Source organism: Alphaproteobacteria bacterium PA2 (genome assembly GCA_002256425.1).
Taxonomy (GTDB): domain Bacteria; phylum Pseudomonadota; class Alphaproteobacteria; order Caulobacterales; family Caulobacteraceae; genus Phenylobacterium.
The window spans coordinates 2901075-2921623 of record NKIZ01000001.1 but is presented as its reverse complement, the minus strand read 5'-3'; the positions used below and the strand labels follow the sequence as shown (position 1 = coordinate 2921623).

Here is a 20549-nt window from a genome sequence, read left to right as displayed (position 1 = left end):
GATCTGACCATGCGAATACTGTTCGTTGACGATCACGAGATGAACCGCCGGGTTGTCAGGGGCATGCTGGATATCGCCGGCGTATCCATGGACGAGGCGTCTGACGCCGAGACCGGACTACGAATGATCGACACCCAAGACTATGACCTGGTGCTTATGGACCTGCGCATGCCGGGTATGGATGGCCTGACGGCGATCCGCAAAATCCGGTCCCGCGGGGATGCAAGGGGAAGGGTGCCTGTGGTGGTCCTGACCGCAGACATGGGGCTGGAAATCGAGAAGTCGGTCCAGGATGCGGGCGGGGACGACCTGGTCCACAAGCCCGTCGTGATGGAAAGCCTGTTTGACGCCATTGCCCGCATGATGTCGGCCTCTGACGAGCCTGCCGATCTGGCCCTAGCCTAGGTTTCGCGACTTAGAGCGAAATTAACGATGCCATCCTAGTCTGGCACCTCAAACTGGAGGTTGCAGCACATGAGGATCAAGACGGGCCTGAGCGCTTTCGCTTGCGCTGCTTTGATCGCGGCTGCGCTCCCGGCAAGCGCAGCCGACGCCTTGACCGCCCATGAAAAGAAATTCAACGCTGCCCTAAGCGACGCCAAGGCGCTGGCGATGACCAATCCTGCGAACGCTGAACCCAAGATCCAGAACCTCTACGCAATTGCCAATGAGGCGGAAGACGAAAAAACCAAGGTCATGGAGACAGCGGCCGCCCAATGGCTGCAGGCAGAGGCAATTATCCGGACCGGTCGCGCGGAAGACGCACTTCCACTTCTGGACAAGGCTTTAGCTTCAATATCGGGCTTTCCGAAGTCAAAGATCCATGGCGATTTGATCCGATCGCGAGGCAATGCCTATGTCGCAGCTGGCAAGGTGCAACTGGCGTTGCCCGATCTTCAGTCCGCGCACGATGTTTACCGTGAGGCCGGCGAGCCTCGCGGTCAGGCGATGTCTCTATTGGACATTGGAACGATCTACCAGAACGCTGGCGATTTTCCACGCGTGCTGCAATACTACAAGCAGGCTGAAGAAGCCTATTCAGCTGACCCAAACTTGGCCTATTCGCTCTTGAACAATAAGGCGATGGTTTATAAGTATATGGGCAAATTGCCGGAGGCAATTGTTGAATTTAAGAAAGCAAAAGATATCGCTTTCAAGCTGGATAGTAAATATCTTGAAGCTATCACTGTAAATAACATTTCGGTTACGAATATAGATCTCGGAAATATCGTCGAGGCCGACAAATACGCTGCAATCAGTGCTGGCTTGATGAAATTCGAGGAAGCCAGGAGCGAGAAGCCATTCCTCAATGGCATCATCGCTCAGATTCAGTTCAAAAAAGGCAACATCCCTGCGGCGTCAAACTATCTCGGCAAGGCTTTCTCAGGTCAGGACCTGGAGAAAACTCCACCAGCCTTTTCGGATTTGCACAAATACGCGGTCGGCATCTACAGCGCGGCAGGCAACGACCATCTCGCCTTCCTGCACCTCAAGGCCTACAAGCGTCTTGACGACGAAACTCGGGCCCTGGCGGCCGATACCAACGCCGCCCTGATGGCGGCGAAGTTCGACTTCGCCAACCAGGACCTCAAGATCGCCAACCTCAAGGCCGGACAGCTGCAGAGGGATATCAAGCTCGCCCGGTTCCGGACCATGATCACCATGGTGCTCTTGGCAGGCTTGGTGATCATAGCTGGCCTGCTTGTGGTCGGCTTGCTGTCCCTGAAGCGCAGCCGCGACCAGGTCCGCGCCGCCAACGTCAATCTGAACGAGGTCAACACCTCGCTTGAAAAGGCCCTCAAGGCCAAGACCGAATTCCTGGCGACCACCAGCCACGAAGTCCGCACGCCGCTGAACGGCATTCTGGGCATGACCCAGGTGATCCTCGCCGACCAGCGGGTCGATGCGGCCATGCGTGACAAGATTTCCATCGTCCACGGCGCCGCCGAGACCATGCGCGCCCTGGTCGACGACATCCTCGACGTCGCCAAGATCGAGAACGGCAATCTCAGCGTGGTGCGCGAGGAAACCGACCTCACCCGCATTCTCGAGGAAACCGCCCGCATGTGGCGCGAGAAGGCGGCGACCAAGTCCCTGGGCTTCAAACTGGACATTGAAGGCGCGCCGAAGCGGATCGTCGAGGACGGCACCCGCCTGCGTCAGGTGCTCTTCAACCTGCTGTCAAACGCCATCAAGTTTACCGACACAGGCGAGGTGGGCCTGACCGCCAGGGTGATCGAAAAGAATGGCGTCGAACACCTTGCCCTCAGTGTCAGCGACACGGGCATCGGCATTCCATCTGACCAGTTCGATGACGTCTTCGTCTCCTTCAAGCAGCTGGATGGCGGCACGACCCGTCAGCACGGCGGCACGGGCCTTGGCCTGACCATCTGTCGCAATCTGGCGACGGCCATGGATGGCGACATCACCATCGAGAGCGTTGTGGGCGAAGGCTCGGTCTTCACCGTCGTCCTGCCCCTGACCCGGGTTGAAGAGCCGGTCGAGGTCGAGGTCTCCGAAAGCGACGAAACCAGTGGTCCGAGATCCCTGGCCGACAGCACCGTCCTGCTGGTTGAGGCCAACCCCCTGGCCCAAAGCATGATGAAGGCGGCCCTGGCCCCTCACGTTCGCGCCCTGGAGATCGTCGGCTCTGGCGCTCTGGCGCTGTCGACCCTCGAACAGAAGCATTTTGACCGGATCATTCTTGAAGGCGCTGCCTCCCAACTGCCGGACATCGAGCGTCTTGAGTCCATCCGCACCCTCCTGGAAGCGGCCCGAAACTCACCGGTCAGCGTCCTCTGGTCACAGCCGACCGAGGATGACACCCAGGCGCTTCTGGCGCTTGGCGTCGCCCAGGTCCTGGCCAAACCCATGTCGCCGCAGGCAATTGTGGAGCGACTGAAGGAATCCTGTGAGACTGTACTGGACAATTTTGTGGCGCAACCAGAGCTAAAGTCCCTATTAACCGCTTAGCATCTATAACTCGTACCGATCGCTCCTGATCAAGCCGGAGATACCCCGTGCGCATCCTGTTCGTCGAAGACGACGCGATGAACCGCCGTGTCGTTAAAGACATGTTGGGCGTCGCCGATGTGGAAATGGCCGAGGCCCCAGAGGCCGAGACCGGACTGCAGATGGTGTCCGACAATGACTACGACCTGATCCTCATGGATCTGCGCATGCCCGGCATGGACGGGCTGACGGCCATTCGCCATATCCGCGCCAGGGGCGACGCCAAGGCCAAGCTGCCGGTAATCGTCGTCACCGCTGACACCGGCCTGACCATCCGCCAGGACTGCCTCGGCGCTGGCGCCGACGAAGTGATCATGAAGCCTGTGGCCATGGACCTGCTGTTTGACGCCATCGGTCGCATGCTGGCCAGCGGCGAAGGCGACGCGGCCGTTCTCTCCTAGGGCGCGTTGACCTGCCTCAAGGCGGTCGTCTCCAGATGCATGTCATGTAAGGGGCCTTTTCAAGGAGCGCCCCCATGAGCCACGCCGCCCACGAACTTCACGACGAGTTTCCCGACCAGGCTGAACGGCTTCATCACCTGAAGACCCACGACAGGCACTTCGCCAAACTTGCCGACGCCTATCACACCGTGAACCGCGCCATTCACCGGGCTGAGTCCGGCGTCGAGGCCCTCGCTGATGCCGCGCTCGAAGACCTGAAGAAGCAGAGGCTGACCCTGAAGGATCAGATCGCCGGAATGCTGCAGGCGGCATGAACCTGGTCCGGGCATGAGGAGCACAGCGCTCCAGAGGCGTCTGCTGGAGGCTCACCGCCGGCACGCCTCGGCCCACGACAGCAAGGTCGAAGTCAAACAACCCGACAAGCCCGGCCTGCTCAGCATTATGGGGCCTGGCCTGATCACCGGCGCCTCGGACGACGACCCAAGCGGAATAGCCACATATTCCCAGGCCGGCGCCCAGTTCGGCTTCAGCCTCGGCTGGGTGATCCTCTTCAGCCTGCCGCTCCTGTGCGCCATCCAGGAGGTCAGCGCCCGCATTGGCCGGGTCACGGGCCGCGGCCTGGCCGGGGTCATCAAGCTCCACTTCCCAAGGCCCGTTCTGGTCACGGTCGTCGGCCTGCTGGTGGTCGCCAACACCATCAACCTTGGGGCGGACCTGGGCGCCATGGCCGCAGCCCTCAAGCTGTTGGTCGGCGGACCCCAGCTGGCCTATGTGGCGGCCTTCGGCGTGGCTTCGGTCCTGCTGGAGGTCTTCATGCGGTACTCCCGCTATGTCTCCATCCTCAAATGGCTGACCCTGTCCCTGTTCGCCTATGTGGCCGTGGCCTTTGTGGTGAAGACGCCCTGGGCGACCGTGGGCTATCACCTCCTGGCGCCCAACATCACTTTTGAAGCCAGCTACCTGACCATGGTGGTCGCCATTCTCGGCACGACCATCAGTCCCTACCTCTTCTTCTGGCAGGCCGAGGAAGAGGTGGAGGAGGTCAAGGAGCGGACAGGCGCCAAGCCCCTGATCCGCGCCCCCGACCAGGCCAGTGCCGAATTCCGCCGTATCCGCATCGACACCTATGTGGGCATGGCCTTCGCCCATCTGGTCGCCCTGTTCATCATCATTTCCACGGCCGTCACCCTGCATGCCCATGGGGTGACGGACATCAGGACCTCGGCTGAAGCGGCCCTGGCCCTCAAGCCCATAGCCGGGCCCTTCGTCTTCCTCGTCTTCGCCCTTGGCATTATCGGCACGGGCCTGCTGGGCCTGCCCATTCTGGCCGGATCAGCCGCCTTCGCCCTGGGGGAGACCTTTGGCTGGCATGTGGGTCTGGCGCGCAAGCCCCGCCGGGCGCCGGCCTTCTACGCCACCATAGCTGCCGCCACCCTGGTGGGGATCGGCCTCAACTTCAGCGCCATTGATCCGATCAAGGCCCTGTTCTGGAGCGCCGTGGTCAATGGCGTCGTCGCCACCCCGATCATGGTCATGATGATGGTCCTGTCCTCCAGCCGGAAGGTCATGGGCGACTTCACCCTGCCGGGTGGCCTCAAACTTGTCGGATGGGTGGCATCAGGGGTCATGTTGCTGGCGTCGGTGGGCATGTTCGCCACCTGGGGCCGATAGGACTTCAGCCGCCCAGTTTCAGGCCCGGATTGTCTGGCGGCACGGTGGCGCCGCCATTCAGGGAAAGCTGCATGAGATAGGTGTCCACCCAACGGCCATGCTTGAAGCCGACATTCTTCACGGCGCCGATCGGCTCGAAGCCCAGGGCGGTGTGCAGTCCGATGGACGCGGCGTTTCCGGAGTCTCCGATCACCGCGATGATCTGGCGCAGCCCCTTCTCCTCGCAAAGCCGGATCACCTCTGTCAGCACGGCGCGGCCCACACCCATGCCAATGGCGTCCGGCGCCACATAAACGCTGTCTTCGGCGGTGTAGCGATAGCCGGTCCGGGGCCGGTAGGCGCTGGCATAGGCATAGCCCAGCACCCTGCCATCAGCCTCAGCAACCAGGTGGGGCAGGCCCAGGGCCACGATCGCCGCCCTGCGGGTCAGCATGTCGGCAGGGGAGGGGGGAATCTCATCGAAGGTCCCGAACCCGTGCAGGACATGGTGGCCATAGATCGCCGCCAGGGCCTCGACGTCAGCCTCAGTCGAGGGTCTTATGATCATCCTGCTCCCAACCCCGCTCCATGGCCCAGATCGCAAAGGCATAATCCAGGGCGATCTCCTTGAGGAAGTCAAACCGTCCCGACGCGCCGCCGTGCCCGGCTTCCATATTGATCTTCAGCAGGACAGGCGATTCCGAGGTGGTCCTGGCCCGCAGCTTGGCCACCCACTTCTGCGGCTCCCAATAGGTGACCCGGGGATCCGACAGGCCTCCCGTCGCCAGTATGGGCGGATAGGGGCGGGCGTCCACATTGTCATAGGGGCTGTAGCCGGCGATCCGGTCATAGGCGCCGGCGTCTTCCAGGGGGTTGCCCCATTCGGGCCATTCCGGCGGCGTCAGGGGCAGGGTGGTGTCGCTCATGGTGTTCAGCACGTCGACAAACGGTACAGCGGCGATGATCCCGGCCCAGAGGCGCGGCGCCATGTTGGCCACTGCGCCCATCAGCATGCCCCCAGCTGACCCGCCATAGGCGACCATCCGGCCCCGGGCGCCATAGCCCTGATCGGCCAGATATTCTGCGCAGGCGATGAAGTCGGTGAAGGTGTTGGTCTTCTTCTCCTTGCGCCCATCCAGGAACCAGCCCCAGCCCTTGTCCGAGCCACCCCGAATATGGGCGGTGGCCCAGATCCATCCCCGGTCCACCAGGGAGAGGTTGCGGATGGAGAAGCTGGGATCCATGGCGTAGCCATAGGAGCCATAGCCGTAGAGCAGCAGGGGCGCCGACCCATCCAGGGGCGTGTCCCGCCGCATCAGGACCGTGATGGGCACCATCTGGCCGTCCGGAGCTGGCGCATTCAGCCGCCTGGCCGCGTAGAGGGATGGATCATGTCCGGACGGGATTTCCTGGGTCTTCCGCAGGGTCTGTTCCCGGGTGTCCATATCATAGTCAAACCACTGACGGGGCGTCGTCGGCGACTGGTAGACAAACCGGGTCAGGGTTGTTTCGTATTCATAGCCGCCCGAGAGATCCAGGGCGTAGGCTTCCTCCTCGAAGGCGACGGTATGCTCGCCCCCTGTCCGGGCCATGATGACCAGCTGGTCATTGGCGTCCACCCGCTCTGCCCGGACCAGATGGCCGGCATAGAGGGCGAAGCCGGTAATGTAGCGCCCGGCCCTGTGGGCGATGAAGTCCACCCAGCTGGTCCGGCCCGGGACGGCCGCCTCTGACCTCGCCAGTTTGAAATCCACAGCGCCATCGGCATTGGTGCGGATGATCCAGCGGTCGGTCCAGTGGTCGAGGTCGTATTTGACCCCTTCCTCCCGGGGCTCGGCGACGGCCGGCGCGGCGGTCGGGTCCGTCGCCGGGATCAGCCAGATCTCGGTGGTTTCCTGATTGCCCACATGGATGACCAGATGGCTGTCGTCCGAGGTCGTGCCCACCCCCAAGAACATGCCCTCGTCGGCTTCCTCATAGACCAGGACGTCATCGCCGCCCCGGGCCGGACGGCGATAGACCTTGGACGGCCGGGCGTTCTCGTCCCGCCAGATCCAGAACAGCCACTGGCTGTCCGGTGAGAAGGTGAAGTCGCCATAGGCGCTGTCGATGGTGAAGGGCAGGTCCTGCCCCGTCGCCAGATCGCGGACCCGGATGGTGTAGTATTCCGAGCCCTGCTCGTCGGCGGCCCAGGCATAGAGCCGGTGATCGGGGCTGTGATGGGCCGCGCCCACCTGGAAGAAGGCCTTGCCCTTGGCCAGGGCCTCTTCGTCCAGCAGGACCTGCTCTGAGTCCATACGCCCACGGGGGCGGCGTCCATGGATCGGGTGCTCGGCGCCGACCTCGTAGCGGACATAGTAGTCCCAGGCGCCGTCCGGGCTGGGAACCGAGCTGTCGTCTTCCTTGATGCGCCCCTTCATCTCGGCGAACATCTCGGCCTGCAGGGCCCTGGTCCCGGCCAGCATGGCGTCGGTATAGGCGTTCTCTTCGTTCAGGTGTTCGCGGATGTCGGGCCTGAGGGTGGAGGGATCGCGCAGGACCTCCTTCCAGTTCTCGTCCTTCATCCAGGCATAGTCATCTATGCGTACCCGGTTCACCTGGTAGATGGTCTTGGGCTCGCGCTTGGCGACCGGGGCTTTCATCGCAGGCGCTCCAGAAGATGGTCGCCGACCCGCATGGCGTTGGCCACAGTGGTCAGGGTTGGGTTTACGGCGGCGGAAGACACGAAGAAGCCCGTATCCACCACATAGAGATTGTCCAGTTCGTGCGCCTTGCACCAGGGGTCAAGGACAGAGCTGTTCGGATCCGCGCCAAACCTCACCGTGCCGCACTGGTGGGCGGTGCCATAGAGGGGCAGCAGGGAATCCAGCTGGATATGATGCTGGGAAATCGGATGGTCATGGTCCGTGAAGCCGTTCAGGGAGGCCCGCAGGGTCTTCACCAGCCGCTCATGGCCTTCGAGATTGTTGTGCTCATAGGTCAGCTTGATCTGGCCTTCGGGGGTCAGTGTGACCCGATTGTCCGGCATGGGCAGGTCCTCTGAAATCACCAGCATGGACAGCAGGCGTTCGGCCAGGGCGTTGGTGAAGGCATCCGGCACCAGGGCAGGCGGCAACCAGTCGGAAATCTGCCCCTCCAGGGTCTGGCCGTTCATGTATTCCAGCATCTGGATGTGGCCCATGGGGTAGTCGAAACCGCCCGCAGGATCGCGGTGGTAGAAGTCGTTCACCGCCAGGGTCTTGGGGAACAGGATGGGCGCCGGCGCCGCCGTCAGGGAGACCATGGCGGTCAGGGTATGGAACATGTAATTCCGGCCCACCTGATCCGATCCATTGGCCAGGCCGTTGGGGTGGGCCGGGCTGTGGGACCGGAGCAGAAGGGCGGCGGTATTGGCGGCGCCTGCAGCGGCGACGATGATGTCGCCTCGCCAGCGCTCCTCGCCCCCGGCCGTGTGACAGACCACCTCGGTGGCGGTCCTGCCGCTGGGATCGGTCTCGATGCGTTGAACCATTCGCCCCGTCAGCAGTGTGACGTTTGGCAGGTCCAGCAGGGGCTCGATGGCGATGGTCCGGGCGTCGCACTTGGCCTTCAGCAGACAGGGAAAGCCGCCGCAGGTCTTGCACTTGATGCAGGGTGAGGTGACCGGGTTGGACTCATCCAGCTTGACCCCGACGGGTAGATGAAAGGGCTTCCAGCCCTGGCCCTCCCAGTGATCGCGCAGCTGGGCGATGCCGGGGTCATGATTGATGGCTGGAAAGGCGTAGGGGGGCTCATCACCCTGCTCGGTAGGATCAACCCCCCGGGCGCCATGGACCTGCCACAGGGTCTCGGCCTCGGCGTAGTAGGGCGCCATATCGGTCAGGCTGACCGGCCAGGCGGGCGAGGTCCCCCCCGCATGCTTCACTTCCTGGAAGTCGCTGGCCCGCAGGCGCATGAGGGCCGCGCCATAGAAGGTCGTATTGCCCCCCACCCAATAATGGGTGTTGGGGGTGAAGGGCCTGCCCCGGCTGTCCAGCCACTGCTCATGGGTGCGATAGCGGTGCTGTACGAAAACCGCCTTGGCGTCCCAGTTCTCGGCCTCGCGGACAATGTGCTCGCCTCGCTCGAGGATCAGGATTGATTTGCCGCTGGGCGCCAGTCTCTGGGCCAGGGTTGCGCCGCCGGCGCCCGATCCGATGATGATGACATCAAAATGCGAGGCCATGCTCAGTCTCCCAGATGATACCTGGCCGATCCGGCCTGGACGACAGCGCGCACCAGACCCTGGGGCAGGTGCTGTAACAGTATGGCCGCCAGCTTGTTGTGCCAGCCAGGGATGACCACAACCCTGCCTGCCTCATTCCCTGCAATGGCCGCAGAGACGACAGTCTGGGCTGACTGCCAGAAGAGGCGAGGGGCGTCGTCCATCAGGTGGGCGGTGGCGTTGGCTTCTGCGAATTCGGTCTTCGTAAATCCGGGACAGACGGCGGTGACCTTCAGGCCCTTGCTCCGGTACTCCGCGTCCAGGGCCTGGGAGAAGGTCAGCATCAGGCTCTTGGCGCCGGGATAGAGGCTGTGACCGGCCGCGCCGGGGGCGAAACTGGCCATGGAGGCTACATTGATGATCCTTCCGGCGCCCTTGGCGATCATGTCTGGCAGGACGGCGTGGGACAGGGCGCAGGGGGCGACGATCAGGGTCATCAGGAAATCCCTCTGCCGGGACCAGGGCACGGCCCCAAAACTCTGCGGGATGGAGAAGCCCGCATTGTTGATCAGGACGTCGGCCGTTCGCCCCCGGGCGGCCAGGGCCTCCAGGATCGGCTTCTCGGCTTCAAAGGCGCCAAGATCGGCGGACACACAGAAGGCTTCGACCCCGTGGGCCGCCGACAGTTCCGCCGCCAGGGCCTCCAGCCGGTCCAGCCGCCGCGCGGTCAGGAGCAGATCATAACCCCTGGCGGCATAGGCCCGGGCGAACTCTGCGCCCAGGCCCGAGGAGGCGCCGGTGACCAGGGCGAGGGGGCGTGGGGACTCAGTCATAACCGACCATCGCGCGCGCGGATGGCGATCTCAAGGCGCCCCAATTTCGCCTGCCGTTAAGGTGAGGTCTATAAGACAGTCAGACCCGCCCTCCTGAGCCCGAGACCGCAATGGCCTTCGACCTTTCCATGGCCCTGATCCACGCCACTGTTCAGCTCGAGCAGCCCCTGGGTGATGGCACCCGGACGGTGGGGACCGGCTTCCTGATCGCTGATGCCGGTCCTGATGGCGCGACGCGGATCGTTCTGGTGACCGCCGAGCACGTCTTCGACAGGATGCCGGGTTCCGAAGCCCGTATCGGCTATCGCAGGGAAAACACCGACGGGTCCTGGACCTATGCGCCCACCCCCCTGACCATCCGGGACAAGGAGGGCCGCGCCCTCTGGATCCAGCATCCGGACAAGGACATCGCCGTCATGCGGGTGAGCGCCCCCGAGGCCTTCGCCCGCGCCGCCATTCCCAAGACCTGGCTGGCCGAGGACCAGACCTTCGCCAAACTGGCGGTGGGGCCGGGGGATGAGATGATGGCTCTTGGATTTCCCCGGGGACTGTCAGCCAATGGGGCCGGCTTTCCGATCCTGAGGTCGGGTCGGGTGGCCTCCTATCCCGTGGCGCCGGCCAGCCTCTATCCGACCTTCCTGCTGGACTTCAGCGTCTTCCCCGGAAACTCCGGCGGGCCGGTCTTCATGGCCGAGACAGCCGGTCGTCGCGCAGGCGCCGCCGGAACTCCGCCCGCCCAGTTCATCGCCGGGCTTCTGAGCCAGCAGGTGGAACTGAACAAGGAGCGCCTGGAGATCGGGATTGTCGTCCACGCCCGCTATATCCGCGAGGCCATCGACGTGCTGGACAGGGGGGCGAGCCCGGCGTCCGCCACGGCAGCTGCTGCGCCCGAAGCCAAGGCTGCCTCCGCCGGAGATGCCACGGAAAAGCGGTAGTTTGCGTCTCGGTTCAACTTGAGGAAAGTCTGACAAACATCTGATAGATAACATATTTGTCATCTATCATCAGGTGATCTGATCGGCGAACTCAGAAGTCCTGCTGGTCTGCAATCTCGACTCCGTCAGAACGCCGTGTCATCCAATCGGCAAAGCGCAGCCCCCGGGAGATGAGCATGTCTGACGCCACCTATACCCCGCCGAAAATCTGGACCTGGAACAAGGAGGCCGGCGGCCGCTTCGCCGCCATCAACCGCCCCATCGCCGGGCCGACCTCGGAGAAGGAGCTGCCGGTCGGCAAGCATCCCTTCCAGCTCTACTCCCTGGGCACGCCCAACGGGGTGAAGGTCACCATCATGTTCGAGGAGCTGCTGGCGGCGGGCCATACCGGCGCGGAGTATGACGCCTGGCTTCTGGCCATCAATGGCAACCAGTTCTCCAGCGGCTTTGTGGACATCAATCCCAATTCCAAGATCCCGGCCATGGTGGACCGCAGCGGCGACAAGCCCTTCCGGGTCTTTGAGTCCGGCGCCATCCTGGTGCACCTGGCAGAGAAGTTCGGCGCCTTCCTGCCGACCGATCCCGCGGCTCGCGCCGAGTGCCTGTCCTGGCTGTTCTGGCAGGTGGGCAGCGCCCCCTTCCTCGGCGGCGGTTTCGGCCACTTCTACGCCTATGCGCCGATCAAGATCGAGTACGCCATCGACCGCTACGCCATGGAAACCAAGCGGCAGATGGACGTGCTGAACCGGCATCTGGCGGACAACCGCTATATGTGCGGCGACGAGTACACCATCGCCGACATGGCCATCTGGCCCTGGTATGGCGGCATGGCCAAGGGCCTGCTCTATGAGGGCGGCGAATTCCTGCAGGTGCACGAATACACCAACGTCATCCGCTGGGCCGACGAACTGGCGGAACGTCCCGGCGTCAAGCGCGGCCGGATGGTCAACCGGGTCAGCGGCGAGCCCTCCAGCCAGCTGCACGAGCGCCACGACGCCAGCGACTTCGACCTGCGGACCCAGGACAAGCTGAACCCGCCGAGCTAGGATCTAGGGGCGGGTATAGGGGTCATTCGGCCCCCCGATCCGCTCCAGGGTGACGGTGAGTTTGCCCAGATCCGGACGGACCCAGATCATGTGCCCGTCGGCGTCCAGCCGGCGGGTGACCTGGATCCCCGGAATGCCGATCGGCCGCAGGATGAAGACCTTGTCCTCATAGGTCGCGATCACATGGATCGGGTTCTTGTAGTCAAACGCCGAAACATCGTGGACGCCGTGTTCCGCAACCTCGTCCGCCCGGGCGTCGGCTATGGTTCCACCGCCCATGTCGACAATGCGGTTCCCGCACTGCTCGATCCGCTCCACATAGCTGTAGATCCGGTCGCCCTCCGGAGCGGTCACCCCATTGCGTTCGGCCCTGAGGGTCTTCCAGATGCCCCGCAGGTCCGGCGCTCCGGGCGCCAGGGGTTCAGTGCATGTCGCCAGGACCGGAGCCGGGAAGGTCTTGCCGTAACCGCCCGGCGGGGTGTGGGCGACGGGGATGTCGTCCGCCCTGACCATCCTGGGCTTGGCGTGGGCGGACCCGACAATGAAGGCGAGGACGCAGAGAGCCAGGGCGGCGGTGGGTTTCATCTGAAGGTTTTCCTGAAAATCTCTCGAGCAGACCTGAATTGTTGCGCCTTCAAGGGGCGTCCCACCAAGCCCTAGCCCAGGGGTCGCGTCTCGGTCCGGCTGCCAAAGCCCGCGATCAGCGGGCGGCCCCTGGCGATGGCCGCCTGAACGCCCGGGAGCTTCAGGGATGCGCCGTGAAGTTCCTGGCTGTCCCAGACTTCCGTGATCCACAGGGCGTCCGGATTGGTCAGGTCTTCAGCGACCACATAGCTGCGGCAGCCCGGCATGTCCTTTGTCCCTGCCAGCAGGATTTCAGCCAGTTCGGCCCTGCGGCCAGGGGCGGTGATCATCTGTCCGATCAGACCATACATCTTGTTTTCTTCCTTGGTGGGGGAGGGCAGGACGGCGATAGCGCCTGCATAGGCGATAACCCTTCGCCGGTCAGGGTCGGGCGGACTCAATTGGGCACGTCCCGGCTGCGCTGCATCTGGTCCTCATCCCTCAGCCGCCGGGCTTCCCACTGCTCGGCCGTGGCGCAGGTGGTCTGGGGGAAGAGCGAACCGGTGGGGGCGGCCTCCACGCAGATCAGCTTGGGTTTGGGGGGCTTGGGCGGTTTTGCGGGCTTTGCGGCGGGCGGGTCGGATGCCGGCGGAACAGCCGGGGTTTCAGCTGCGCTCAGCAAAAATGCCAGGGCCAATGCCAGTCCGAACATGTGCGGTCCTCCCGATTTCGACCACCATGAGCGTGGGCGGGACGAGCTTCAACAGCTTTGGCTGGCGCAAATGCAAAAGGCAGGCTTCAAATAGGGGCAAGGGGATCACACATATCCCTGTCCTGACCGCCGCATTGGCGTGTCCCCTGGAGTCGATGAATGCACGATCGTTTCACCCCGCAGGATGTGGAAACCTGGCGTCGGGAGGGCTGCGCCCCGATCCACAACTTCTTCACCCCCGAGGAGGTCGCCGCCGTCCGGGCCGATTTCGTCAAGGTGTTCGGCGGGTCCGAAAAGGCGTCTGACCCGATCGACAGGAAGCGGGACGGGCAGGTGGGCCGGTTCCACGGCACCCAGTTCCTGGGCATCCAGCCCGTGCCCATCGACTGTTCCCCGGCGCTCAACCTGATCGGCGTCCATCCGGCCCTGATCGAGTTTGCCAAGCAGGCCCTGAAGACCGACGAGGTCTATCTCTACCAGTGCCAGTCCTGGGCCAAGTTCACCGGCGAGTCCGACTATGACCAGCCCTTCCACTGCGACTTCGTCAATCACACCCTGACGGTGCCGTCGGAGGACGAGGCGCTGAATTCGGTGACCATCATGTGCTACTTCAGCGATGTCACCGAGGCCCACGGGCCCATGCACTATGTGACCCGGCCTGACAGCCTGACCGTGGCGGGCCCGGAAGCCACCTTCGATTCAGACCCTGAAAACCACGCCCGGCTGCAGGCGGGCCTGAAGCCCTTTTCGAAGTCCACGGCAAGCCCGGCGGGCTCCATCGCCCCCTACGCCATCGACGTCTATCACCGGGGCACCAACATGACCGCGCCGGGCGGGGTCCGCTATGCGGTCATGGTCTGCTTCCGGGCGGCGAGCGATGACTCCATCGGCTTCCATGCCTGGCCGTTCCATCACACCAAACCGTGGGGGAATATCTTCAATCACGCCACCCCCGACCAGCTGGCCTGTTTCGGCGTCCAGAGGCCGGGCCATCCCTTCTGGACCGAGGAAACCCTGCGCCGGGCCCAGGTGCGTTATCCCGGCTGGGACCTCGGCCCCTACCGCGCCGCCCTGAAGGCCAAAGCCGCATGAGCATGGATGTGGAGAACTACATGCGCCTGGGGCTGCACCTGCCCCAGGACATGTTCGCCAATGGCCATTCCCCGGCCGAGTTCGCCGCCTATCTGCAGCACGCAGGGGACAGCGCCTATCACCCCTGTCCCGAGGCCTTTCCCGGCGAGGAAGTTCCAAAGGGCGAGGTGATCCGCCATGCCGACTGGGACCGGACGACGATCTATCCTGGCACCCAGCGTGTCATTTCCGTCTACATCCCGGCAGGTCTTGATCGCAGCCAACCGGCGCGGGTCATCATCTTCAATGACGGCTATGGCTATGTGGCGTCCAAGGGTCCGGTGCGGGCGCCCCAGGTTCTCGACAGCCTGCACGCGGCCGGGGAAATTGCTCCGACCGTCGGAATATTCGTCAATCCGGGCCGCCATCCCGCCGACCCCGCCATGAGCCGCGAGGAGGTCAACGAAGCCGCCAACCTGCAGCGGCGGTTCGAATATGACAGCCTGACCCCCGACTTCGGCCGGTTCCTCAAGGACGAGGTCCTGCCCTGGGTCGCCGCCGAGCACGGCCTGACCTTCTCAGAAGATCCTGCCCACCGGACGGTCTGCGGCATCAGCAGCGGCGGCATCTGCGCCTTCACCTGCGCCTGGGAGTTCCCCGACAGCTTTGGCCGGGTGCTGAGCCATTGCGGCTCCTTCGTGAACATTCTGGGCGGGCACAACTACGCCTACATGGTGGGCGTGACGCCCAGAAAGCCGATCCGGGTCTTCCTGCAGGACGGGGCCAATGACGCCTGCAATGTCAACGGCGACTGGCCCCTGGCCAACCAGGCCCTGGCCAAGGCGCTCAGCTTTGCGGGGTATGACAGTCGCCTGGAATTCGGAACGGGCGCGCACAACCTGCGCCACGGCGGGGCGGTGTTTGCGGAGTCGCTAAGGTGGTTGTGGCGTTAGGGAAACAAGAGTCCCCCGGCCGCCGCACCTGCGACGCCGGGGGCCTTTAGTCTTAGCCGCCGTAGACGACGGAAATCGTCTCGGCGATGCAGGCGGGCTTGGCTTCGCCTTCGATCTCGATGGTGCACTCGTTCTTCAGCTGCATGCCGCCGGCCTTGGGCTCGGCCGAGAGCAGCTTCTGGCGCATGCGCACGCGCTTGCCGACCCGGACCATGTTGATGAAGCGGACCTTGTCCGAGCCATAATTTATGCCGCGGGTGACGCCCTTGATCGGCAGCATGCCGGCGCCCAGGAAGGGGATCAGGGACAGGGTCAGATAGCCGTGGGCGATCGGGCCGCCGATTTCGCGGGTGGCCCGCTCGACGTCCACGTGGATCCACTGGTGGTCGCCGGTGGCTTCCGCGAACTGGTTGACCCGCTCCTGGCTGATCTCCACCCAATCCGAAACGCCGACTTCCTGGCCGACCAGACCGGCGAGGTCCGAAAATTCAACGGGGTTCATATGTCTCTCCCTGAGATTTGAAACTTGATCTTCCGGCTTAGCATTGCCGGGCAAAGGCGCAAGGGAGCTTTGCGCAACCGGCCGGAGCGGATTACAGAAGGCGCCTGTTTGGAGACCCCTATGCAACGCGCGCTCAGCGTCAGCCGGATGACCGGCAACAAGTTCACCTTCCCCGACTGGTATCAGGCCATTGTCCGCGAGGCCGACATGGCCGAGCCCTCGCCCGTGCGCGGCAGCATGATCATCAAGCCGTGGGGCTTTGGCGTGTGGGAGCGGATCCAGCAGGTCATGGACCGGCGGATCAAGGCCCTGGGGGTCGACAACTGCTACTTCCCCCTGTTCATCCCCCTGAGCTTCTTCGCCAAGGAAGCCCAGCACGTGGACGGCTTCGCCAAGGAAATGGCGGTGGTCACCCATCACCGGCTGAAGATGATCGACGGCAAGCTGACGCCCGATCCCGAGGCCAAGCTGGAAGAGCCCCTGGTGGTTCGCCCCACCTCTGAAACCATCATCGGCGACGCCTTCTCCCGCTGGATCAAGAGCCACCGGGACCTGCCGCTGAAGATCAACCAGTGGGCCAATGTGGTGCGCTGGGAAATGCGCACGCGCCTCTTCCTGCGGACGTCGGAATTCCTCTGGCAGGAGGGCCACACCGCCCACGCCGACCGGGAAGACGCCCTGTCCTCGACCCTGGAAGCCCTGGAAATGTACCGGGTGTTTTCCGAGACCATCCTGGCCATGCCGGTGATCGCCGGGGAGAAGCCCGAGAACGAACGTTTCCCCGGCGCAGACGCCACCTATTCCATCGAGGCCATGATGCAGGACGGCAAGGCCCTGCAGGCTGGCACTTCGCACTATCTGGGGACCAGCTTCGCCCGGGCCCAGAACATCCGCTTTCAGAATGACGCCGGCGAGCTGGCCTTCTGCCACACCTCGAGCTGGGGGGTTTCAACCCGGCTGATCGGCGGCGTCATCATGACCCACGGCGATGACGACGGCCTGCGCCTGCCGCCTGCCATCGCCCCGCGCCAGATCGTTGTCGTGCCCATGCTGCGGGACAAGCCCGAGGACGCCGAGGTCCTGGCCTTTGGTCAGGCCCTGGTGGCCCAGCTGAACGAGACCTTTGCGCTCGGCGAGCCCATCCGCGCCTTGCTGGACACCAAGGCCCAGAAGTCGGCGGAAAAGCGCTGGAACTGGGTGCGTCGCGGCGCGCCGATCATTGTCGAGCTGGGTCCCCGTGACGTGGTCGCCGGCATGGTCAGCTTCATGCGTCGGGATGACCTGCGCGACGGCGACAAAGTGAAAAGCCAGGCTCTGCCGCGGGATGAGTTCGTGGCCGGGATTCCGGCCCTGCTCGCCCAGATCCAGCAGGCCCTCTATGACGAGGCCAAGGCCCGGCTGGACGCCAACATCATCCGCGACGTCACCACCTTCGAAGGCCTGACCGAGTATTTCGGCGCCGCCGCCGAGGATGACGAGGACACCCTAGCCTTCAAGGGCTGGGTCCGGGTGGCCTGGTCCCGCCCGACCGGCGAGGCCCTGGAAGAGGTGGACAAGCGTCTCAAGGCCCAGAAGCTGACCATCCGCAATGCGCCCATGGATCAGCCGTCGACCTTCGGAACTTGCATCTTCACCGGCGCGCCTGGTGTGGAAGAGGTGCTGATCGGGCGGTCGTACTAGGCGTCCTTTGCGGGACGCCAGAGGGGCCCGACGGCCAGCAGCAAGACGATCACATTGAAGGCGGCGTTGGAGGGATTGCTTGAGGCGATTGATCCGGCGCTGTCCAGGAAGAACCAGGCCAGGACGCCGGTCAGCACGGTCCTGCGTACTGGCTCGGGCGCCAGGTCGTAGACCCAGGTGGACAGACACCAGATCATAACCCCCCAGCCCAGCAGGAAGCCCCCTGTGAGGGCCGACAGGAACCGGGTGTCTGGCGAGGCATAGGTCGTCGCGCCATCCAGGGGCCAGCTGAGCAGGTCCAGGGACCAGCGGGCCGGCTCCAGGGTCCCGGCCATGGTTCCCAGGAAGAAGACGGGGCCAAAGGATCCGACGACAACGGCTGTGACCTTGAGCCAGAGCTTGTGGAAGCTGTGAGACATGGAGCGCTCCTTTGCAGGCGCCCAGTGCACAGGGCTTTCAAGGCCAGCGCAATTACCTCGGCGGTCATTTGTACGCCGGGAGGAATGTCCCACACCGGTCATACCGGCGAAGGCCGGTATCCAGTTTCATCAACCGCGGCTGCCGGGGAGACCGGATTCCGGGTCCTGAACACAAGCCGAGACCTATGAACTGGACCCCGGCCTCCGCCGGGGTGACCGTGGTTGGTGTGGGCTAGGCGGTCTGACTTTCAATGGGGCCGAACGTCCATTCCGGCGCGGTCCAGATAGCTCGACAGATCCAGGATCAGACTGCGCGCCTTGTCCGCATCGGCGCCTTCTCCCGCCTCTTCGATCTCTGCGCCTATGTCTGTGATGGTCTGGAAGCCGAAGCCGCCGCCCGAGCCCCGCATGTTGTGACCCAAAGTCGTCACCAGGGCGAAATCGGACATGTCCAGGGCGGCATGCATCTGGATGACATTCTGCCGACAGCTGTCGAGATAGGCCGGTATCAAGCCCGCCAGCCTCAGGGCGGCCATTGATCCACTGTTTCCTCCGACAGCGGCGCCGGCGATGGCCGACGGCCCGACGACGGAATAGTCCCTGATCGCCTGAAGGAGCACGTCCTGCTTGATGGGCTTGGTCAGATAGGCCGTACATCCGGCGGCTAGGCAGGTTTCCCGGTCTCCCTTCAGGGCGGAGGCTGTCAGGGCGATGATCGGTGTGGGCAGGCGGCCATTGGCCTGCTCCCAGGCGCGGATGGTCCGGGTGGCTGTCAGGCCGTCCATGACCGGCATCTGGCGATCCATCAGGACCAGGTCATAGCGGCCGTTCCTGAACATCTCGCAGGCCAGCAATCCGGTCTCGGCCACATCGACCAGGTAGGGGGTGTCTTCCAGATAGGCCAGGGCGATGGTGCAGTTGTCCGGGGAGTCCTCCGCCATCAGTATGCGCAGGGCGGGAAGCGGTGCGTCCCGACGGGCGTCGATCGCGGCGGCGACCGGGCCCTTGGCGATGGTCGAGATCTCGAAGGGCACAGCGAAGGCGAACAGGCTGCCCTGGTCGACTTCGCTCTCGACCCAGATGCGGCCGCCCATCAGCTCCACCAGCCGTCGCGATATGGTCAGGCCCAGACCCGAGCCTCCGAACCGTCGGGTGGTGGAAGAGTCGGCCTGGGTGAAGCGCTCGAACACCTGATCCAGCTTGTCTTCGGAAATGCCGATCCCGGTGTCCGCCACGGTAAAGCGCAGGGCGGTCGGTATGGCGCCGTCCCCGGCGGGCTCGACCCTCAGGGAGACACTGCCTGCCTCCGTGAACTTCACGGCGTTTCCGAGAAGGTTGAGCAGGACCTGGCGAAGGCGCGTTGGGTCGCCGACCAGGTCATTGCTGACGCCCGGGGCGATCTCGCAGACCAGGGCCAGGGATTTTTCCTGGGCCTTCAGGGCCACGATTTCCATCACCTTTTCCAGGTGATCGCTGAGGGAAAACCCCGTGCGTTCCAGGTCCAGCTGGGAGGCCTCGACCTTGGACAGGTCGAGAATGTCGTTGATCAGGTTCAGCAGATTGTCGCCCGACCGGCGGAAGATCTGGACGAACTTGTCCTGTTCGGGGGTGAGGGCGGTCTTGGCCAGCAGGTCGGCAATGCCCATGATGGCGTTCATCGGCGTGCGGATTTCATGGCTCATACTGGCCAGGAAGTCCGACTTGGTCCGGCTGGCGCTCTCGGCGGCGGCCTTGGCCAGCTGAAGCTCCACCTCGACCCGTTTGCGCTCGGTCACGTCCCGCGCCGCGGCGAAGACGCCTTCCAGCTTGCGGTTGCGGTCATAGAAGGTGGTGGCGTTGTAGGAGACGACGGTCTGCTTGCCGTCGCGGGCCCGGGCGGTGAGCTCATAGTCGGTGATCGACTTTTCCAGCAGCACCCGCTTGATCCCGGCCTCGGCCCGAACCGGATCAGTGAAGTAGTCCTTGAAGGGGGCGCCGATCAGTTCATCGCGGGTGCAGCCGGTGAGGGCTTCCATCTGCTTGTTGACGTCGGTGATGATGCCGGCCGGGTCGGTGGTGATCAGGGCGTCAATGTTCGATTCGATCAGGGACCGGGTATAGAATTGCTGGTCGCGCAGGCGCTGATCGGACTTCTTCTGCTCTTCCTCCACCTGCTTGCGGGCGGTGTTGTCGGTGCCGATCAGCAGATAGCCAATGATGGCGTCCTGGGCATCCCGCAGGGCGGTGACATTCACGACGGCCGGGAACCGCGTACCGTCCTTGCGGATATAGGTCAGCTCATAAATGTCCTCGATGCCGCGGGAGGCCTTGAACACCAGGGCCTCGAATCCGGGGGTAATCGGCGTGCCCAGCTCGACGCTCAGGGCCGCAGCGCGGGCGATCAGCTCCTGCGGATCGGAAATGTCCGCCGGGGTGATCTTGTTCATCACCTCGTTGGCGGCATAGCCCAGCATGCGCTCGGCGCCGACATTGAAGATCTGGATCACCCCCTTGGCGTCGGTGGCTATGCTCGAGAAGTTGGCGCTGTTGAAGATCGCGTTCTGAAGGGCGCCGGCCTGGAGCGGGGCTTCATCGCCCCTGGTATCGGC

At 63.9% G+C, this 20549-nt stretch carries 19 protein-coding genes and 1 pseudogene; 10 read left to right on the top strand and 10 right to left on the bottom strand.

All coding sequences use genetic code 11. The features are described 5' to 3' along the window. Window positions 1-9: 9 nt before the first annotated feature. The 5 genes from CFE28_14050 (at window position 10) to CFE28_14030 (ending at window position 5084) form a co-directional block, all read left to right on the top strand. Entirely contained in the window at window positions 10-405 is a 396-nt protein-coding gene (locus CFE28_14050; GenBank protein ID OYU71015.1) for a response regulator, read from the top strand. Window positions 406-474: 69 nt separating this feature from the next. Next, window positions 475-2973, top strand: coding sequence for a hypothetical protein (locus CFE28_14045; GenBank protein OYU71014.1), 2499 nt, complete (start codon window positions 475-477; stop codon window positions 2971-2973). Window positions 2974-3020: 47 nt separating this feature from the next. Beyond that, the gene (locus tag CFE28_14040; protein OYU71013.1) at window positions 3021-3413 is read left to right on the top strand and encodes a response regulator; all 393 of its coding nucleotides are present in this window, start codon (window positions 3021-3023) and stop codon (window positions 3411-3413) included. A 74-nt stretch (window positions 3414-3487) separates the two neighbouring features. Then, window positions 3488-3727, top strand: a complete 240-nt coding sequence (locus tag CFE28_14035; GenBank protein OYU71012.1) for a hypothetical protein — start codon at window positions 3488-3490, stop codon at window positions 3725-3727. Window positions 3728-3740: 13 nt separating this feature from the next. Next, window positions 3741-5084, top strand: a complete 1344-nt coding sequence (locus CFE28_14030; protein ID OYU71011.1) for an iron transporter — start codon at window positions 3741-3743, stop codon at window positions 5082-5084. A gap of 4 nt (window positions 5085-5088) precedes the next feature. On the opposite strand, the gene CFE28_14025 is transcribed toward CFE28_14030, so the two are convergent. Genes CFE28_14025 through CFE28_14010 form a run of 4 tightly spaced genes read right to left on the bottom strand, consistent with a single transcriptional unit; the run spans window position 5089 to window position 10079 of the window. After that, entirely contained in the window at window positions 5089-5631 is a 543-nt protein-coding gene (locus tag CFE28_14025) for a GNAT family N-acetyltransferase (GenBank protein OYU71010.1), read from the bottom strand. Next, window positions 5609-7705, bottom strand: coding sequence for a S9 family peptidase (locus CFE28_14020; GenBank protein ID OYU71009.1), 2097 nt, complete (start codon window positions 7703-7705; stop codon window positions 5609-5611). Before CFE28_14020 ends, CFE28_14025 begins: the two co-directional genes overlap by 23 nt. Then, on the bottom strand, window positions 7702-9267 hold the full coding sequence (locus CFE28_14015) for a dehydrogenase (GenBank protein OYU71008.1): 1566 nt from the start codon (window positions 9265-9267) through the stop codon (window positions 7702-7704). The genes CFE28_14020 and CFE28_14015 overlap by 4 nt, the downstream gene beginning before the upstream one ends. 2 nt (window positions 9268-9269) lie before the next feature. Continuing rightward, a complete protein-coding gene (locus tag CFE28_14010) occupies window positions 9270-10079 on the bottom strand; it encodes a dehydrogenase (protein OYU71007.1) in 810 nt (269 codons plus the stop codon). Between the two features lie 110 nt (window positions 10080-10189). Between CFE28_14010 and CFE28_14005 the strand changes: the two genes are divergently transcribed. Together CFE28_14005 and CFE28_14000 are read left to right on the top strand one after the other, a co-directional pair. Beyond that, window positions 10190-11014, top strand: a complete 825-nt coding sequence (locus tag CFE28_14005; GenBank protein ID OYU71006.1) for a peptidase S1 — start codon at window positions 10190-10192, stop codon at window positions 11012-11014. 176 nt (window positions 11015-11190) lie between these two features. Further along, complete coding sequence (locus tag CFE28_14000) at window positions 11191-12060, top strand: glutathione-dependent disulfide-bond oxidoreductase (protein OYU71723.1); 870 nt, start codon at window positions 11191-11193, stop codon at window positions 12058-12060. Between the two features lie 3 nt (window positions 12061-12063). Here the strand turns inward: CFE28_14000 and CFE28_13995 are convergent, their stop codons facing one another. From CFE28_13995 to CFE28_13985, 3 genes are all read right to left on the bottom strand, one after another. After that, on the bottom strand, window positions 12064-12645 hold the full coding sequence (locus CFE28_13995; protein ID OYU71005.1) for a hypothetical protein: 582 nt from the start codon (window positions 12643-12645) through the stop codon (window positions 12064-12066). A gap of 71 nt (window positions 12646-12716) precedes the next feature. Further along, window positions 12717-12995 (bottom strand): antibiotic biosynthesis monooxygenase, encoded by a 279-nt coding sequence (locus tag CFE28_13990; protein OYU71722.1) that lies wholly within the window; start codon window positions 12993-12995, stop codon window positions 12717-12719. 86 nt (window positions 12996-13081) lie between these two features. After that, on the bottom strand, window positions 13082-13336 hold the full coding sequence (locus CFE28_13985) for a hypothetical protein (GenBank protein OYU71004.1): 255 nt from the start codon (window positions 13334-13336) through the stop codon (window positions 13082-13084). Between the two features lie 159 nt (window positions 13337-13495). Between CFE28_13985 and CFE28_13980 the strand changes: the two genes are divergently transcribed. Continuing rightward, window positions 13496-14428 (top strand): hypothetical protein, encoded by a 933-nt coding sequence (locus tag CFE28_13980; protein ID OYU71003.1) that lies wholly within the window; start codon window positions 13496-13498, stop codon window positions 14426-14428. Continuing rightward, a complete protein-coding gene (locus CFE28_13975) occupies window positions 14425-15360 on the top strand; it encodes an esterase (protein OYU71002.1) in 936 nt (311 codons plus the stop codon). The genes CFE28_13980 and CFE28_13975 overlap by 4 nt, the downstream gene beginning before the upstream one ends. A gap of 52 nt (window positions 15361-15412) precedes the next feature. Here CFE28_13975 and CFE28_13970 read toward each other — a convergent pair whose 3' ends face one another. Then, window positions 15413-15862 carry an enoyl-CoA hydratase gene (locus CFE28_13970; GenBank protein ID OYU71001.1) on the bottom strand — a complete coding sequence of 150 codons (450 nt, stop codon included), beginning with the start codon at window positions 15860-15862 and terminating at the stop codon, window positions 15413-15415. Between the two features lie 120 nt (window positions 15863-15982). On the opposite strand from CFE28_13970, the gene CFE28_13965 reads away from it, so the two are divergent. Continuing rightward, on the top strand, window positions 15983-17542 hold the full coding sequence (locus CFE28_13965) for a proline--tRNA ligase (protein OYU71000.1): 1560 nt from the start codon (window positions 15983-15985) through the stop codon (window positions 17540-17542). Here the strand turns inward: CFE28_13965 and CFE28_13960 are convergent. Continuing rightward, window positions 17539-17961 carry a hypothetical protein gene (locus CFE28_13960; protein ID OYU70999.1) on the bottom strand — a complete coding sequence of 141 codons (423 nt, stop codon included), beginning with the start codon at window positions 17959-17961 and terminating at the stop codon, window positions 17539-17541. The two genes, CFE28_13965 and CFE28_13960, sit on opposite strands and share 4 nt — an antisense overlap. A gap of 248 nt (window positions 17962-18209) precedes the next feature. Continuing rightward, a pseudogene (locus tag CFE28_13955) lies at window positions 18210-20534 on the bottom strand (hybrid sensor histidine kinase/response regulator). Window positions 20535-20549: the final 15 nt, after the last annotated feature.